The following is a 17,549-nucleotide window of genomic DNA, read 5'->3' on the forward strand; positions in this document are numbered from 1 at the left end:
CTTGGCCCATGGCCATAAGTAATATGTAATTAGAAAGAAGCAGGCTCATGTCTCCCACCACCACACCGGCGGCAGCCCGGCCCCTCAATGGTCAGGACTACAGAACTCTTGGTCTTTCGGCGCTCGGCGGCGCGCTCGAATTTTACGACTTCATCATTTTCGTATTTTTCGCCACCGTCATCGGCCATCTGTTCTTCCCGCCGGAAATGCCCGACTGGCTGGTGATGATCCAGACTTTCGGCATCTTCGCCGCCGGTTATCTGGTGCGGCCGCTGGGCGGCATCGTGCTTGCCCATTATGGCGACCGGTATGGCCGCAAGCGCGTCTTCGCCTTCTCCATCCTCCTGATGGCGCTCTCCACGCTGGGCATGGCGCTGATGCCGACCTATGCCACCATCGGTGTAGCAGCACCCATCCTGCTCATCATCCTGCGCATGTTGCAGGGTGCCGCCATCGGTGGTGAAGTGCCGGGGGCATGGACCTTCGTTGCCGAACACGTGCCTTTCCGCCGCGTCGGCCTCGCCTGCGGTTTTCTGACATCCGGCCTTTCCTTCGGCATCATGCTGGGATCGCTGATCGCCTTTGCCATCAACTCGCTGTTTTCCCCGGAAGATGTGGCAGCCTATGCTTGGCGTATTCCCTTCCTGCTCGGCGGCGTTTTCGGCCTGATCGCCGTTTATCTGCGCCGCTGGCTGGAAGAAACGCCGATCTTCACCGAAATGAAGAAGTCGAAATCGCTGACGGACAAGCTGCCTCTTGGCCTCGTGCTGAAGCACCATATGCGCGGCGTGATGATTTCCGCGCTGCTGACCTGGGTTCTGTCTGCGGCCATCGTCGTCACGACGCTGATGACGGCCACTTTCCTGCAGAAGCTTTATGGCTACACACCGACGCAGGCGCTGGCCGGCACCAGCTTCGGCACGCTGTTCCTGATCTTCGGCGTCATCATCGCCGGCGCGCTGATCGACCGCGTCGGCTCCGGCATCTTCTTCATGGGGGCGAGCATCTTCTTCGGCATCGCCACGTTCACCTTCTACAGCTATGCCGGCACCTCGCTCGAGACCATGTTCGTGCTTTATGGCGTCATGGGACTTTCGGTCGGTATGGCCGGCGCCGTGCCCTATGTCATGGTCCGCGCCTTCCCGGCATCGGTCCGCTTCTCCGGCCTCTCCTTCGCCTACAACGTCTCTTATGCCGTCTTCGGCGGGCTGACGCCGATCGGCGTGACGACCGCGCTTGCGGTCAATCCCATGGCGCATGCCTGGTATCTGGTCTTCATCGCCGTACTCGCCTTCGCGATCGGTCTTTACCTTTATCTGCGCGGCAGCGAGGTCGAGAGCGATGTCGGCATCGAGGAGCTGGCGGCGATAAGGTCATAAGTTCAACGGCCAACAAAAAAGCGCGGGCAGAACCCGCGCTTTTTTGTTGTAGCAACAGCGTCCGAAACATCAGGCCGCGCTGTCGATTTCCTCAACGCCATTTGTCGGCACGTAGTTGAGTACCGGTCCGAGCCAGCGCTCCACCTCTGTGACCGACATGTCCTTGCGGCGCGCATAATCGAGAACCTGATCGCGCTCCACCTTGGCGACACCGAAATAATAGCTCTCGGGGTGGCCGATATAGATGCCGGAGACGGAGGAGCCCGGCCACATGGCGTAGCTTTCCGTCAATTCCACACCCGCCGCATTGGTGGCGTCGAGCAGGGCGAACAGCGTCTTCTTTTCGGTATGGTCGGGTTGGGCCGGATAGCCGGGTGCCGGGCGAATGCCGGCATAGGCTTCCGAAATCAACTCCTCGCCATTGAAGTTTTCCTGCGGCGCATAACCCCAGAACTCGGTGCGCACCCGCTCATGCATGCGCTCGGCAAAGGCTTCGGCAAAACGGTCGGCCAGCGCCTTGACGAGAATGGACGAATAATCGTCATTGGCACGCTCGAAACGTTCGGCAATCGCCACCTCCTCGATACCCGCCGTCACCACGAAGCCGCCGACATAATCGGCAACACCGCTATCGACGGGCGCGACAAAGTCGGACAGCGCCACATTGGGGCGGCCATCGCGCTTGGAAAGCTGCTGGCGCAGCGTGAAGAAGGTGGCCAGTTCCTCGCCTCGGCCTTCATCGGTGAACAGCCTGATATCGTCGCCCACGGCATTGGCCGGCCAGAAGCCGATCACCGCCCGTGGCCTGAACCACTTTTCCTCGATGATCTTCTTCAGCATCGCCTGCGCGTCGCTGTAAAGCTGCCGCGCCGCCTCGCCCTGCTTCTCGTCATCGAGGATCGCCGGGAAACGGCCCTTCAATTCCCAGGTCTGGAAGAAGGGCGTCCAGTCGATATAACGCGACAGCTCTTCCAGATCATAGGTCTCGAACACCCTGGTGCCGAAGAATTGCGGCTTGACGGGCTGATAGGCCGACCAGTCGATCTTCTGCGCATTCTCACGGGCGCGGGAAAGCGGCAGGCGCTGCTTTTCGCGCTCGTTGCGGGCATGGGCCTCCGCTACCTTCTTATATTCCGTGCGGATATTGTCGATATAAGCGGGCTTCTGCTCTTCGGACAGAAGCGCGGAGACGACACCGACCGCACGCGAGGCGTCGGTGACATAGATCGCCTGTCCCTGCTCGTAACGCGGATGGATTTTCACCGCCGTATGCACGCGGCTGGTCGTCGCCCCACCGATCAGGAGCGGGATGTCGAAACCCTGGCGCTCCATCTCCGCCGCCACATGCACCATTTCGTCCAGCGACGGGGTGATAAGGCCGGAAAGGCCGATCACATCCACCTTCTCCGCAATGGCCGTTTCGAGGATTTTCGTCGTCGGCACCATCACGCCGAGATCGATGATCTCGTAATTGTTGCAGGCAAGCACGACGCCGACGATGTTCTTGCCGATATCGTGCACGTCGCCCTTGACGGTCGCCATCAGCACCTTGCCGGCCGCCTTCTTCTCTTCGCCGCCATTCAGGCGCTTTTCCTCTTCCATGTAAGGAAGCAGCACGGCCACCGCCTGCTTCATCACGCGGGCGGATTTCACCACCTGCGGCAGGAACATCTTGCCGGAACCGAACAGATCGCCGACGACGTTCATGCCGGCCATCAGCGGCCCTTCGATGACGTGCAGAGGACGCTCCGCCTTCTGGCGCGCCTCTTCCGTATCGGCCTCGATATATTCGGTGATACCGTTGACCAGCGCATGTTCCAGACGCTTCTCGACCGGCAGTTCGCGCCAGGAGAGATCCTGCACCTTGGTATCCTTGGCGCCCGTGCCGCGGAAACGCTCCGCAACCTCCAGCAGCCGCTCCGTCGCGTCGTCGCGGCGGTTCAGAACCACGTCCTCGCAGGCCTCGCGCAGCTCGGGATCGATATTGTCGTAAACCGCAAGCTGACCAGCATTGACGATGCCCATGTCCATGCCGACCTGAATGGCGTGGTAAAGGAACACGGCATGCATCGCCTCGCGCACCGGCTCGTTGCCGCGGAAGGAGAAGGACAGGTTGGAGACACCGCCGGAAATATGCGTCAGCGGCATGGTTTCACGGATCGTCTTGGTGGCCTGGATGAAATCTACGCCGTAATTATTGTGCTCTTCGATACCCGTCGCCACGGCGAAGACATTGGGGTCGAAGATGATATCCTCAGGCGCTAGCCCGGCCTTTTCGGTCAGGATCTTGTAGGCGCGTGCGCAGATTTCCACCTTGCGCTGATAGGTATCGGCCTGGCCCACTTCATCGAAGGCCATGACGACGACCGCCGCGCCATAATGATGGATGAGCCGCGCCTGCTGGAGAAATTTTTCCTCGCCTTCCTTAAGCGAAATCGAATTGACGATCGGCTTGCCCTGAACGCATTTCAGACCGGCCTCGATGATCTCGAATTTCGACGAGTCGATCATGACCGGCACGCGGGCGATATCCGGCTCGGCGGCGATGAGGTTCAGGAACTCAACCATCGCCTTTTCGGAATCGATCAGGCCTTCATCCATGTTGATGTCGATGATCTGCGCGCCGTTTTCCACCTGATCGCGGGCAACCGCCAGCGCCGCCGTATAGTCGCCGGCGGTGATGAGCTTGCGGAACTTGGCCGAACCCGTGACGTTGGTGCGTTCTCCGACATTGACGAAGGGGATGTCCTTGGTCAGCACGAAAGGCTCAAGGCCGGAGAGCGACATCAAGGGCTTGTGTTCGGGGATCGGACGCGGCTTGTAGCCTTTGACGGCTTCGGCGATCGCCCGGATATGCTCCGGCGTCGAACCGCAGCATCCGCCGACGATGTTGACGAGACCATCACGAACGAAGCCCTCCACCTGCCGCGCCATCATCTCGGGCGTTTCGTCGTACTGGCCGAATTCATTCGGCAGGCCGGCATTCGGATAGGCGCAGACGAATGTATCGGCCACATCCGACAGTTCCTGCAGATGCGGACGCATGGCATCCGCGCCCAGCGCGCAGTTGAGGCCGATGGTGAACGGGTTGGCGTGGCGAACCGAATTCCAGAAGGCCGACGGCGTCTGGCCGGACAGGGTGCGGCCGGAAAGGTCTGTGATCGTGCCCGAGATCATGACAGGCAGGCGGATGCCCTTGGCCTCGAAACGCTCCTCGCAGGCGAAGATAGCCGCCTTGGCATTCAGCGTATCGAAGATCGTCTCGATCAGGATGATGTCGGCACCGCCGTCGATCAGACCGTCTATCTGCTCGCCATAAGCGATGCGGAGATCGTCGAAACTGACGGCGCGGTATCCCGGATTGTTGACATCCGGCGATATCGAAGCGGTGCGGTTGGTCGGCCCGATGGCGCCAGCCACGAAACGGCGGCGGCCATCCTCCCGCTCGGCGCGCCGGGCGGCACGGCGGACCACCTGCGCCCCTTCGCGGTTGAGGTCGTAGACCGCGTTCTCCATCTCGTAATCGGCCTGCGCGATGCGCGTCGACGAAAATGTGTTGGTTTCAAGAATATCCGCGCCCGCCATGGCGTAGCGATAATGGATTTCCTCGATAGCGTCGGGCTGGGTCAGGATCAGAAGGTCGTTATTGCCCTTCTGGTGACAGGCGCAGCCGATGAAACGCTCACCGCGAAAATGATCCTCGTCAAAACCGAGCCCCTGGATCTGCGTGCCCATGGCGCCGTCGAGGATGAGGATACGCTCCTTGGCGGCATCGCGCAGCGCCTTGAAAATTTCCGCGCCGTCGCGCTTTGCCCCTTCGGGGCCAAACAGGTCGTCAAACACGGGCATACTCCTCATTTCGATTTGCAAATCGCAAGCCGTCAAGTCACATAAAGATATGTTTATGTCAATATATCTTCAAGGGACAGGCATGGCTTTGCGCCTTTGCGGCAAGTTACGAAATTTCACGGGCAGATGACAGGTTTATACAGCAAGGATATAAGCCGAAGCAGCAAACCGCATGGAGGACCAAATGGCCGACGACGATCACAACAGCCGCAACTGGAACACCCTGCCCTGGCACCGCCAGTGGCTGGTGAAACAGGCCGAAGGACTTTTCGACTTCTTCCAGTATCGTGCCCTCAACCCGGCCGGCGGCTTCTTCGATCTCGACGCCAAGGGTGCGCCGCTGCAGGCGAACGATCCCGTGCGCGGCATCCATGCGTCGGCCCGCATGGTGCATTGCTTCTCCATCGGCCATCTGCTCGGCCGCCCGGGCTGCGGCGATATCGTCGACCACGGCATGACCTATCTCTGGAACCGTCATCGCGATGGTGAACATGGCGGTTATTTCTGGCAGGTGAACGATGCCGGCCCGGTGGACGCCAACAAGCAGGGTTACGGCCATGCCTTCGTGCTTCTGGCCGCCTCTTCCGCCAAGACCGTGGGCCATCCGCTCGCCGACCGGATGCTGGCGGACATTACCGAGGTGCTTCAAACCCGCTTCTGGGAAGAAAAACACGGCGCCATCGCCGAGGAATTTCATCGCGACTGGTCGCCGATCGAGAATTACCGCGGCCAGAACTCCAACATGCACCTGACCGAAGCGCTGATGGCGGCCTATGAGGTGACGGGCGAGAGCGATTATCTCAACAAGGCCGAACGCATCGCCGACCTCGTCATCCGCCGCCGCGCCGGCGAGCTGGACTTCCGCGTGCCGGAACATTTCGACGAGAACTGGACGCTCGACAAGGATTATCGCGGCAACGAAATGTTCCGCCCCTCCGGCTCCACCCCCGGCCACTGGCTGGAATGGGCGCGCCTCATCCTGCAATTATGGGTGCTGGGCGAGCGTCGCCACGACTGGATGCCGGTCGCCGCCAAATCGCTGTTCGTGCAATCCATGGCGCTCGGCTGGGACCGGGAAAAGGGCGGCTTCTTTTATACGCTCGACTGGAACGACAATCCCGACAAGCGGGCAAAACTCTGGTGGCCCATGTGCGAGGCGGCGGGCGCTGCCCACTTCCTCAACGAAAACCTGCCGGCGGACCCGTTCTACGAAGACAGCTACCGCCGCATCTGGAGCACCATCGCCAACAACTTCATCGATCACGGCAATGGCGGCTGGCATGAGGAACTGACGGAAAATCTGGTTCCCGCCCATACGCTGTTCCCCGGCAAGGGCGATATCTACCACGCACTTCAGGCCTGCCTCATCCCGCTTTTCCCGGCCGCGGGAAGCCTGACGAAGGTGATCGCGGAAAGCGGCGGGGATTATTGAGGCGCATTGCGCAACCGTCCGTCATGCCGGCCTTGAGCCGGCATCCATTCACGGTGCGTCTGCACCGTGAAACGGCCTTTTATGATCAATGACTTGATTGCGCCGAACTCCGGATCGAGTGGCGGACGATCTCAAAACCCGATGGTTTCCTCGAAGTCGTCCCAGGACTGGTACATTTCATACCGTCCGATGCCGGGGATCGGCACGTGCCCGTAATAGGGCGAAAGCTGGAATTCGGCCGCCGCCTCGCTCTTGCCGGCCACGGCGCCGACATAGATCGCGGAGGCAAGGCCGGTGCGGTTGGCGCCGTGTTCGCAATGGATGAGGATCGGCTTTTCCGCGTTGCGCAGCACCGCGACAAGCGTTTCCGCATCGTCCGGCGAGAGTTTCTCACTTGAGCTCATCGGATAATCGACAAGCCGGATGCCATTGTTTTTCGCCGCCCGGCTTTCCGCGTCATACCACCCCTCGCGCTTTTCATCGCGCAGATTGATGATCGTCTTGATGCCGTAGGTCCGGGCATAGGCAGTGATGTCCTTGCCGCTCGGCTGCGCCGAACGATAAAGTTCGCCGGGGATGACCTCGTGAAAATTGCCGGTCAGCTGACCGATACCCATATGTGCGCCCGCCAGGACCGGCAGGGCGACAAGGCCGATGGCCGTGATTTTCAGAAACTTCAGAACAATACGCAAACCGTCAACCCGCGACATTCATCGGACGGATGCGGAGATGGCATCGCAAACGGGCGAAAACAAGTCACGCCATGCCCGAACCGGTATCCGCGCCACCGGCACCGGCGCGGCGCATCCATCAATCCTTTGCGATAAAAGGCGTTTCGCAACGGCGCTGAAATCTTCAAAATGCCGTGATGGCCGCCAACTGACCGACCGCTCAGTCGAATTCCGCGGAAATGACGGTGACCCGCCATTCCAGCCTCTGCGGCTCCACCTTTTCATTGTTGCGCAGCCGGAACGCACGGCATGCGGCAAACGTCTGCCCGGCCTCGATCCGCCTTTCGCTGACCTGATAGGGATCGAAGGCGACGGAAGCGCGGAAAGCCGGCTCGAAGCCTTCCAGCGTATAGGTCAGGCGCTGCACCGCGACATCGTTGTCGTTGCGGAAGCTGACCCGAATGGGCAAGGCGGGGTCCGGGCAGGCCGTATCGAAACCTGCCGTCGCAACGACATGGCCGAGCCGCTGGCTGCCGCGCCGCCAGTCGTAAATGACGAAGGCCGCCGTAGTCGTCCAGATCAGCAGCAGGCAGATGACGACGGGTTTGAGATGCCGTGGAAAAGCGATGAGGGTAAGAAGAAGAATGGCACTGAGAACGGCTCCGACGATCACGTCGCTCCTCCCTCATAATAACGACCCCGCATGCGACACTGCCCTCCTTCACGCATTCCAACCAGCACTGCCTGCTTGCCACGCAGAGACGGCAGCGCTTCAGCAACCCGCCACATCCGCACGGACATGCAGCCGCTGAATGCCGAAGCAGCGAACTGCCCCGGGCAGGCACAACTCTATGGTCGTGCCCCCCGCTGTCAAGACAACCAAGCGTGACAGCCGATGACCAATCCCTCGGCCCTGTAAGCCGAATGCAAAGGGAACCAAACGCCGCCGCAGACGTTCGCCGCATCACAACAGCATGACGGGGCGATCGAAACGCCGCGACGAGGGCACGGCAGCCGTAAAGCCAGGAGGACGTATCGCCTCTTCAAACCGCCGCGCCCGAGACCATATTAAATGAGACTAATATATGCTATAGACGTCAGTAGCTCAGGGAGAATAACGATGAAAACGCTGATCGTAACGTCAATCCTGGCCCTTTCGGCCAGCACCGCAATGGCCGCGGATGCCGTCTACGAAAACCCGGCGCCTCCTGTCGCACAGGAAACCCTGCCGGTCTTTACCTGGTCGGGTCCCTATCTTGGTATTCAGGGCGGCGCCGGCTGGGCGAATGGCGATTTTTCCGCGGGCGGCCCCGTCGCCTCGGATAATTTCGACGGCGGCATTCTCGGCGCCTTCGCCGGTTACAATTACCAGTTCGACAATAATCTGGTTCTCGGCATCGAGGGCGATGTCGACTATAACTGGAATGACAATGATTATGCCGGCGTACAGATCGGCACCGACTGGCAGGGATCGGTTCGCGGCCGCGTCGGTTATGCCTTCGACCGCGCCCTGCTTTATGCGACGGCTGGCTGGACCGCCACGCGCGGCTTCATCGAAACACCGGCCGCCGGCAAGGACAGCACCACCTTCAACGGCTACACCGTCGGCGCCGGTCTCGATTACGCCTTCACGGACAATGTCTTCGGCAGGCTGGAATATCGGTACAACGACTACGGCGACAAGGACATTTTCGGCATCAACACCGATTTCGACCAGCACACCGTCAAGGTCGGCCTCGGCGTGAAATTCTGATCCCGTCCAGCCGGTTTCAGCGGAAAGGCCCGGCCAGAAGCCGGGCTTTTTCATGCTTGGAAACCCCGCCGCTGCAAAGCCGTCAAGATCGGCAGCCTGCGGACAATATGAACCGTTCGAAAATGCGACATTCACAAACCGTTCAGCCGGCCCGTGCCATCATGCGGGCATAATGAGCCTCTATCTCCCAAAGCAGGCTTATGGAGTAGCCCCGATGAAAAAGATCATTCTTTCCACCCTTGCCGCGCTGGTTGCCACCGGCAGCGTCTTCGCATCCTACGGCACTGCCGCCGCGCAGGATTATCCCTATCGTCCGCGCTACGACCGTGGTTATGACCGTGGCGGACCGCCCCCGCCGCCCTACCGCGAACACCGCCGCCACAATGACGGCGCAGCAATCGCCGGCGGCCTTGCCGCAGGTGTCATCGGCGGCCTGATTGGCGGCGCCATCGCCAACAATAACGGCCCCCGTTACTACGAACCGCCGCCGCCGCCCCCGCCGCGCTGCTGGTTCGAAGACCGCCGCGTTCCCAATTCCTATGATGGCGGCTGGCACACCGAAAGCATGCGGGTCTGCAACTGACCCTGAAAACTGCCGATCTGGCCTGCCATGGAAGCAGACCAGATCGCGCGCCGGCATTAAGACACCCGGCGCGCAGAAAAAATCAAGCGATTGATTTTAAAAGAAAATTGTACGTCGCCAGATAATCCCGAACTCGGCAACATTGTTTTCCTTAAACAATTCTCCATCGGCCACATTTCAAACCCGGACCCATCGCCACATGAAACGGGACTCGAACGACCGATCGCCATATAAGTCCGGATTCCTCTATTTACACCGTATAAACGCAACGCTGGTAGGTCCGAGACGAAACGGAGAACGCCATGCACATTGGATATTTTGAGTACGACAACAGGATTTTGTTCTTTGGCAGAGCATCGGACGGGAGCATCACGTCAGCATTCGATGACATTTCTGATGCTCGGAATGCGGTGGCCTATATCGAAGGTCAAATCCAAAACAGAGTAGTTGAAACGACGACGCTGAGGCCAACGCTGCAAGCGCACCGTGAGCGAAGCATCCACAAGATCGAATACGATTACGATTTACGGGACTGGGTCGAAGACTTCGTAATTATCAGCTTCAACGATCCCGAGACCGGCCTCGTCTATATCGCTCTGCGGCGAGCTGGAATGGCTTTCACGGCAAAGGGCAGTTCGTTGAGCGAAGTGAACAAAAAATGCATCCAAATTCCGTCAGGCCCGAAATTCAAGTAACTGGGGGGCGGTCATTGATTTGGGGCTTGCTCGATACGCATTCGCGTTTCGAACGTCTTCGCCGCTTATCACGCCGTCGGCGATCAACTGGGTGATTTCTTCATGATCGAGGTCCAGGATTGCACCTGGACCGAAGTCAGCCTCGATTGCTTCTGCCCTTTTCACAAAGGCAGAAAGTTGATCGAGGCGCTCCTGCACTTCATCGTCGATATAGTCGGGATCAAATGGCAGCGACGTAAAATAGCGCACAGAGCTCAGTTGTCCGAGGCGAGCCGCGATAAAAGCGGCACCGATATATGGGTCGAAAGTGACGATCACTCCAGTCATTTCATTTTTCCTCCAACGGATAGCCCAATCTTCACTTGGCTATCCGCCGGCTACAAGCACGCGAAAAGATATTCAATCAAGCGTCTCATTGATCCTCGAAAACAGCTTCTCGAAATTCGCCAACGTCGTTTCCGACAATTTGCCGAGAAGCTTGTCCTTGTTTCGCATGAGGTGATCCGCTGGTTTATTATGGTCGAACCGTTTTTCGCCAATGGCTCTCGCGACCTGAACAACGATCGGATCGGAGCCTTTCAACTCCGATTTTTTGAGCTTTTTCCCGAACGCACCATTGAAGAGGTCGATGTAGTCGTCCACATCGAACAGGTCTTCAATGTCGGCCATGCTGGAACCAGTTAATTCGCCGACGGTAATAATTCTCTTGTCCGCCAGGAAGCCTGCCTTCGCCAAGGATGTGAGTTTTTGATGCCCCTCTTTGCGGGAATCGACGAGGACGGTGACATCCAAATGGTTTCCGAGAAGCGCCACGAAGGCGGGAATTACGTCCGCGCCGCCGATCGGCATCATCGACCACCGTTCATGCAGGCCCGTCCGACCTGCAGATTTCAGATGCTGGGAGATCGTGTCCAGATAGATGAAGTCTGACGGCCCCTCCAGAACCAGATTGTCCTTCGCTATAAATAAGTGCTGGGCGATGTCGTATCCCAGCGCGCTTTGCAGCGGGAACAGGGTGTCCCTGTCGGTGGTCAGGACGTCTGCCGTGATAACGGCACCTTTCTCGATACCCTTATCTTCGATGAGACGGGTTCGCTCGATGTGGTTTGGCTGGATCATAAATGGCGAATGCGTGGTGTAGATGACTTGGCATCGCTTCGACAACCGTTCCTCGATAAACCGGAGGAAATCCTTCTGGGCCTTGGCGTGAAGGCTTAGTGCCGGCTCATCTAGCAATATGATGACGGGCGTGCTGTCGTATTCGTAGCGCGAGAACGCCGTAAGAAACGAAAAGAACCACCTAAAACCAGAGGAACGCTCGTCGAAGGGCAAGGACAGCATGTGCTTGTCATCGTACATGCGAACCTGCAATTCATCGACAACAGGGCTGTTGGAGTTCCCGTTGTTCTCTTTTTTCATCGTCAGGTCGATGAGGACACGCAGATTGGTGTTAGTCGACCAATAAGCCAACACCTCGCGCGTCAGCTCGTTTGCAGTATTTTCCAGTTCCCTCTTCCGTGTTTCGTAGTCGGTATCGAGGAGATGATCCTTTTCGAACTCAGCAAGCTGCAGCAACGCTAGGGCTGTCTGCTGGTTCTCGTCCAGGGTATCAGGATCGGCGTTCAGCAGTTCCCTGATAGGAACTCTACTCGGGAGGCTGCTGTAATCACTGTAGTAGAAGAATTTGGGAACCAATTCGGCAAGTTTTGCCGCGATCACGGATCGCATCTTTGCATTTTTCGGCAAAAGCTCGTCGATGGCTGTTTTCAAGACTTTGCGCTCGGCGGAGGTGTCGGTCTCTTCATCGTCCTCATAGGCTTCGAGCGCCGCACGCAAATCCTCGAAACTCTCAAACAAACCCAGCTTCGGGAGCACACGGGCCGAATCATGCTTGCCTAGAAAATTCGCTACCGCTGTCTTCTCGTCGGTGTTGAAGGTTCCGACACGTGTGTTGTCGTAGCGACGTTCATATGTGTACTGCTCAGACTTCAAGACTCCGGGGCCGAAGAACGCCTCAATTACCTTGTGGTCTTTCGGCTCAAGGTCGAAAGTCGCTGAGATAGGAATCGTATCGTCGAGGTCCTCACCGTTGGCCTTGGCCTCGCGGCGATGCTTCTTTTCAAGCCAAGCCGGATAGTGTTTCGCTGAATCGAACTGGACCGCCCCCTGGGCAGGTTTGAGACGGCGTAATGCCTCGAGAAATGCAGATTTGCCAGATTCGTTCTTGCCAACGAGGCAAGTAATCCTCTCGTCGATTTCGACTGAGGTGGAGTCAAGTATATGCTTGAAGTTATTGATTTGGACAGTCCGAAGGCGCATCTATTTCCCCCGCATTCATAGCTTGAAGAATGATGTATGCCGCTGTTCTTGGTTGCAATAGCCCGCAGACAAGCTCTCGGGTTTTCACCCGAAATGTTGATACGCGCGTGCGAAATTCATACTACTGATGCTTTTGTCCGATTGTGAGCAAGAACCCGGATCGCACGCAACCCAGGACGAGTATTATTCTCCCGGACGATCACCAGACAATCTTCGAGGATCATTGCGACGACATCTCCGATCGAGAGGGCGTGCCTACGCGCATAAGTGCGGAGGGATACTGTCGTGCCCTGTGCCGTCTGGGACGCCATGGAGAGGACATTTCCGAGAAGGCGCTCGACATCCGTTCGAAGATACATGCGGCCAAGAGAGAAATGCGCGAAGACAGCAAGTCTCCCAGTGCCGACGAGACTTTGCCAAGCCCAGCTTTCTACGGCCAGGATACAAGATACTTCGGCCGTGGGCACAAGATCGGCGATGGCCGCCTTCAGGATGCCTTCATCCGTAGTCGACAGTTCCCATGGCTTGGCCAGGTTCCTGACTACGCCGACATGGCGCGCCAACGGAATCAGAGCATCCAATCTGACGTCGATGCTATCGGCGAACTTCGATAGCGCGCGCTCGGTATAGAAGTCTGCCGTCTCCCGAAATTTCCGCTTGCCCCTTCGTCCGATCGGTTCGAACGCCTCGTTGATCGCCTCTCGCAATTCTTTCCAGAGTGTCGAGCTTGGATATGTGTGCAAGTAGTTCACAATTGCGATGTGAGCCCATCCCATGCCGACGGTCTTTCCCTTCTTTCGAAGGGCAGGAGATACATGTTCGACAAACCACGACCGCAAGGTGACTACGAGGTCTTCACGGGTACCAGCCAAGGCGGCCATTCCAGCGGACTGATTGCTGCGCGTTTCGGAAGGCGGGTCCGTGCGATGTTCATTACCCAGCCACCTTCCGAGGAATTCCGATACTTCAATGATCTCGTAGAGACTGTATTGCTGGAGGATCGGCCATTCCGTGGCAGGCTTTACACCGAGGCGCTCAAGGATAAACGCCTCCAGTGTTCGGTCGTGCTGGTCTGCTTGCGACGGTGCCCATTCGGCAAGTGGGTTGCCATTGGTGTCGCAGGCAACATCGGCCCACCACCAGCCGACTGGTTGTCCTGCGGCATCAGTATCCTCGATAGGCGTGCCGTGTTCGGGACAGGCCCTGAAGGCGCAAATATCCCACCAAACCCGATGATGCGGCGAATCCGCCAGGCATGCCCGACAGAACCTGCGGGTGCTGAACGTCATCTGCCTCTTCCTGAGACGCTGGCCGCCGAGGTCGTAGTAAGCTCCATCGGCCTGAGGGCTATAAAAGCGGACGGCGGCCTTGTGCTCGTCGCTGATCGGCAGCTTTAGAAGCGTGTCGAGGGTTTCTTCCGCAAGGAGGCAACGCCCGTTGATGCCGACCTCGTTTCCGTAGACGCTGGCGCTGTAGTGTCCCTCGTTGGCAACCAGCCGCAGAAAATACCCGCGCGCAGGTTCTCCGAGTTTCGGTTTCAGGCTCCAGTTGGAGAACGGCAGGTACATCGACGGGGAAACATTCATGTGCTCAGGCCCTCCGGAAATAGTTGCGGGTATCGCCGAGACGCACCAGCGTTTCGGAGGAGCGGCGCAGGTGGTCGAGCATGATGCAGCTCGCGCCATCGTTCATTGCGATCGCCGCGGCATCACGGACAAGGTTCATGACCCGACCGATCGAACCGCCCGTGAAAGCGTGGACGTCGGCGGCCACGGCCGAACTTCCATGCAGAATGGACGCCTCCTTGAACGGCAGCCTCGCATCGATCTTGCTAAGCAAGAGCCTGAAGTCGTCGAATTCCTGACCCGCGTCGCCCAGCGGCTTCAGAACCTCGCGCTTGAATCCGCCGCGGCCCTCAAGGTAGTCCACGCCGGCGATGACGTCGTGAACGCTCTCCTCCCCGACCAATAGGACATTGAGGGTGCCAAGGTCCGCGAGCTGCTTGAGAAAACTCTGGAAACCGGACAGATAAGACCTGGTGCGCCCGAGGAACAGGAACTGCGCATCGTCGAGGATGACGAGTTCGGTGCGCATCTGGCGGAGGCGGTCGAGAACCATGTTCATGCGCGCCTGCGTCTTGATCTTGGCAGGCAATGATCGCATGCCGGTCGCGCTGGCGATGGTGTCTGCCAAGCTCGATGGTGTGGTCTGGTCCGTGGCCGTAACATGCAACACGGGATAGCGTTCGCCGTCTTCGTCGGGGCCGGGTTTGTCGACACCCGCCGCATAGTAGGCGCAGATCGTGGATTTCCCGGCGCGGGACGATCCGAGGAGGCCGCCGATCTTGCCCGTCCCGTGTGAGCCGCCCTCGAACGGGAAATGGAAGCCGCGGATAAACTTCTCGCCCTTCTTGAAGACGGGGTACTTGTAGAGAAGGCGCTCGATCATCGCCTGTCTTTCCGGCACCGTCATTGCCGCCGCGGCAAGGCGTTCTTCGGGGGTCCTCAAAGGATTTTCGTGGAACTTGGTCATGTCAGTCCTCCCATTCTTCGTTGCGGGCGGCGATGTCGTCGATGGAGTTTAGAGGGAGCGAAACTGGTCCCGACGTCGGGATTACGGGCGTTTCGTCCACAATGGCATTGACGGTTTCGGGGGCGATGTCCGTGACCTCTTGATCGCCGTACTCGGCGTCGGGGATTCGCGGCGTCGGCATACGGGGTGAGGCGAGCGGGGATCGCGGGGTCAGCCGATGTGCCCTTGCGGGTTTCGCAACGTCCAGACGGCGGGTGACGACGCCTTCCTCAACGACCACGGGTTTCGAGCGCTCGATACGGGTTGCTTGCCGTGCGACAAAGCGGGCGAGCTTCGTGGCGGTTCCATGCTTTCTACGACGTGCGTGCGTGTCGACGATCGTCTGCATCAGGTCGGCCTTGGCAGCCATCAATGCCGGGGCATTGGCCGCTTCGTTGGACTTCTTGCGGTGGTGCGCGACGATCAGGCGATGCTGATAGAGTTTCAGTCCGGTCGCATAGCGTGCATAGGCCCCGCTGATCGGCACCTCGATGTGGCGGCCAGGTTCCCACGGGACTTCGACCCAGATTTTCCCGAGGTCGGCCGGATCGCGTACCGCGCGGAACTTGGTGCCGTGATACTTGCCCTCGCCACGTTTACGGCGGGCCGACAGCTTGAGCGCATTGGCTCCGGCCGACTGGTATTCGAGGTTCCCCCAACGGATCAGACCATGGTCGGTGATGCCGACCTCGCGCGTATCGCCTGCGAGACGGACCAGAATGGAGCTGTCCTGCAGCGGCCGCGGCGGAACGTTCGCGATGCTTTCCGACCAGAGCTCCGTAGGCGCTTTTGACAGGCTCGGGATGACGCCGAGGCCCTGATGCGGATCGGGGTGATACACGTTGGCGAAATAGTAGGCGAGGAAGCCGTTCAGCTCCGCAATGTCGATATGAGGGAGTGCTTTCATACGATCGTCGTCGAATTTCAGACGCTCTTCGGGAGACATCGCGGTGCTGCCGGGAAGCCGCTCGACGAGACTGACGTCGAGGACGCGGAACAGATGTTCCAAAGCTCCCTTTTCCCACGGATGGCCGGGGCGATAGGCAACAGTTTGCATTAAGAGTTGGGCCGCCGCCTCCTTGATATTGAGGCCCACGAGATGCTTGGCGTTGTCCACGCCGAGCCGGAACGGCCGACCGTACCAACGATAGACTACACCCTCCGGGAGGGTATCCGCTTCCTTTGGCGACATGGCGTGAAGAAGACCTTCGAGGAACGTCTCGTAGGACGGCGGTCCAAAGGTGATGGCCCAGCCGAGGATGATGCCCGAGTATCGGTCGCGGAAGAGCACAAGGTCAGGTCGACCGAAAGCGGCACCCTCGCCGAACACGACGATATTCAGCGTCGTGTGGTCGACGTCAACGATATCGAGGACATGTTCCGGCCTGATCTGGGTGATGCGGTCGGCGTACTTCTTCTCCGCGAACTCGTCCCCGTAGACGAGACTGTCGCGCGTGAAATGGTCCACGGCCGCCAGACGGCGCTGGATCGTGCGGTCCGGCATGAGAGGCTCAACCTCGCCGATCTTCTCGACGAGGTTCGGCAGGTCGGCATATTTCTCTCCGGGCCTGGTCCACTTGTAGAGGAGCGCTTTCACGCCGTTCCAGTCGCCCTTGACGAACAGTGTCTCCTCAACGGCCTCGTGCACGGCCTCTTCGGCGCGGTTCGGCTTTCGGCGGTTGCAATTGCCCCGACGCGGACGGTCGGCGACGGCGGCAAGCCTGTCGAAGTCGCGCTGATGCCTGATCCGGGCGAGCTTCTCGTACAGCGCCGTCATCGACGGCGGCTTCTCGCCCCGGCGTTCGGCCAGATCACGGACTGCCCGCTCCATGACCTTGCGGGAATGGCCGCCCTTACAATACCTCCCGTGAGCCTTGAGGACCTCGTCGATATACAAGAGATACCATTCGGCCTTCACCTTGCGGTTGCCGGTGATCGACAGCGCGTAGCCGGGAATGACACCGCCGTCGGCGGCGGTCGGTACCGTGGTGGCGGGAACAATACGCTTGTCGGCCTCGAGCTTTGCGATCTGCCAGTTCGACAGGTGCATCACCAGGGCGTTGAGAGGGGACCTCAACCGGATAACCCTGTCGTTTTCCGACGTGCCAAGCCTCACCCACTCCTCGACCTGGTAGGCGGTGTAGAGGGTTCGGGCTTCGTCGAAGATGTGATAGACCGCCTTTTCCCGCATCTCATAGCATTGAGACGAAACGGCATAGAGCGGGGTTGGCGGGATATCCTCCTGCGTCACGACCCCCTGCAAGGGACGGGTAAAGTCGAACCTGTCCATACCCATG

General features: G+C 59.1%; 13 protein-coding genes. 5 read left to right on the forward strand and 8 right to left on the reverse strand.

Features of this window, described 5'->3' with window-relative positions; genetic code table 11:
- The first annotated feature begins 47 nt into the window (after positions 1–47).
- Entirely contained in the window at positions 48–1,379 is a 1,332-nt protein-coding gene (locus tag ACI2KA_RS01835; protein ID WP_404498670.1) for an MFS transporter, read from the forward strand.
- Positions 1,380–1,448: 69 nt separating this feature from the next.
- Here ACI2KA_RS01835 and metH read toward each other — a convergent pair whose 3' ends face one another.
- Entirely contained in the window at positions 1,449–5,222 is a 3,774-nt protein-coding gene (gene metH / locus ACI2KA_RS01840; protein WP_404498672.1) for a methionine synthase, read from the reverse strand.
- 178 nt (positions 5,223–5,400) lie between these two features.
- Here metH and ACI2KA_RS01845 point away from each other — a divergent pair, with 178 nt between their 5' ends.
- Positions 5,401–6,660 carry an AGE family epimerase/isomerase gene (locus ACI2KA_RS01845; RefSeq protein ID WP_404498674.1) on the forward strand — a complete coding sequence of 420 codons (1,260 nt, stop codon included), beginning with the start codon at positions 5,401–5,403 and terminating at the stop codon, positions 6,658–6,660.
- A 131-nt stretch (positions 6,661–6,791) separates the two neighbouring features.
- On the opposite strand, the gene ACI2KA_RS01850 is transcribed toward ACI2KA_RS01845, so the two are convergent.
- Both ACI2KA_RS01850 and ACI2KA_RS01855 read right to left on the reverse strand, forming a co-directional pair.
- Positions 6,792–7,352 (reverse strand): dual specificity protein phosphatase family protein, encoded by a 561-nt coding sequence (locus ACI2KA_RS01850; RefSeq protein WP_404498676.1) that lies wholly within the window; start codon positions 7,350–7,352, stop codon positions 6,792–6,794.
- Positions 7,353–7,551: 199 nt separating this feature from the next.
- Positions 7,552–8,004 (reverse strand): hypothetical protein, encoded by a 453-nt coding sequence (locus ACI2KA_RS01855; RefSeq protein ID WP_404498678.1) that lies wholly within the window; start codon positions 8,002–8,004, stop codon positions 7,552–7,554.
- A gap of 447 nt (positions 8,005–8,451) precedes the next feature.
- Between ACI2KA_RS01855 and ACI2KA_RS01860 the strand changes: the two genes are divergently transcribed.
- The 3 genes from ACI2KA_RS01860 (at position 8,452) to ACI2KA_RS01870 (ending at position 10,362) form a co-directional block, all read left to right on the forward strand.
- Positions 8,452–9,084 (forward strand): outer membrane protein, encoded by a 633-nt coding sequence (locus ACI2KA_RS01860; protein WP_404498680.1) that lies wholly within the window; start codon positions 8,452–8,454, stop codon positions 9,082–9,084.
- A 214-nt stretch (positions 9,085–9,298) separates the two neighbouring features.
- Positions 9,299–9,667, forward strand: coding sequence for a hypothetical protein (locus tag ACI2KA_RS01865; protein ID WP_404498682.1), 369 nt, complete (start codon positions 9,299–9,301; stop codon positions 9,665–9,667).
- 302 nt (positions 9,668–9,969) lie between these two features.
- Positions 9,970–10,362 carry a hypothetical protein gene (locus ACI2KA_RS01870; RefSeq protein ID WP_404498684.1) on the forward strand — a complete coding sequence of 131 codons (393 nt, stop codon included), beginning with the start codon at positions 9,970–9,972 and terminating at the stop codon, positions 10,360–10,362.
- On the opposite strand, the gene ACI2KA_RS01875 is transcribed toward ACI2KA_RS01870, so the two are convergent.
- The 5 genes from ACI2KA_RS01875 to ACI2KA_RS01895 form a co-directional block, all read right to left on the reverse strand.
- Positions 10,342–10,689: a hypothetical protein gene (locus ACI2KA_RS01875; protein ID WP_404498686.1), complete on the reverse strand. Its 348-nt coding sequence runs from the start codon at positions 10,687–10,689 to the stop codon at positions 10,342–10,344. The two genes, ACI2KA_RS01870 and ACI2KA_RS01875, sit on opposite strands and share 21 nt — an antisense overlap.
- Positions 10,690–10,761: 72 nt before the next feature.
- A complete protein-coding gene (locus ACI2KA_RS01880) occupies positions 10,762–12,681 on the reverse strand; it encodes an ATP-dependent nuclease (protein ID WP_404498688.1) in 1,920 nt (639 codons plus the stop codon).
- Between the two features lie 116 nt (positions 12,682–12,797).
- Positions 12,798–14,267 (reverse strand): TniQ family protein, encoded by a 1,470-nt coding sequence (locus tag ACI2KA_RS01885; protein ID WP_404498689.1) that lies wholly within the window; start codon positions 14,265–14,267, stop codon positions 12,798–12,800.
- A gap of 4 nt (positions 14,268–14,271) precedes the next feature.
- On the reverse strand, positions 14,272–15,213 hold the full coding sequence (locus ACI2KA_RS01890) for an AAA family ATPase (protein WP_404498691.1): 942 nt from the start codon (positions 15,211–15,213) through the stop codon (positions 14,272–14,274).
- Position 15,214: 1 nt separating this feature from the next.
- Positions 15,215–17,548 (reverse strand): hypothetical protein, encoded by a 2,334-nt coding sequence (locus ACI2KA_RS01895; protein ID WP_404498692.1) that lies wholly within the window; start codon positions 17,546–17,548, stop codon positions 15,215–15,217.
- Position 17,549 lies beyond the last annotated feature (1 nt).

The organism is Agrobacterium sp. NPDC089420 (genome assembly GCF_044900305.1).
Taxonomy (GTDB): domain Bacteria; phylum Pseudomonadota; class Alphaproteobacteria; order Rhizobiales; family Rhizobiaceae; genus Agrobacterium.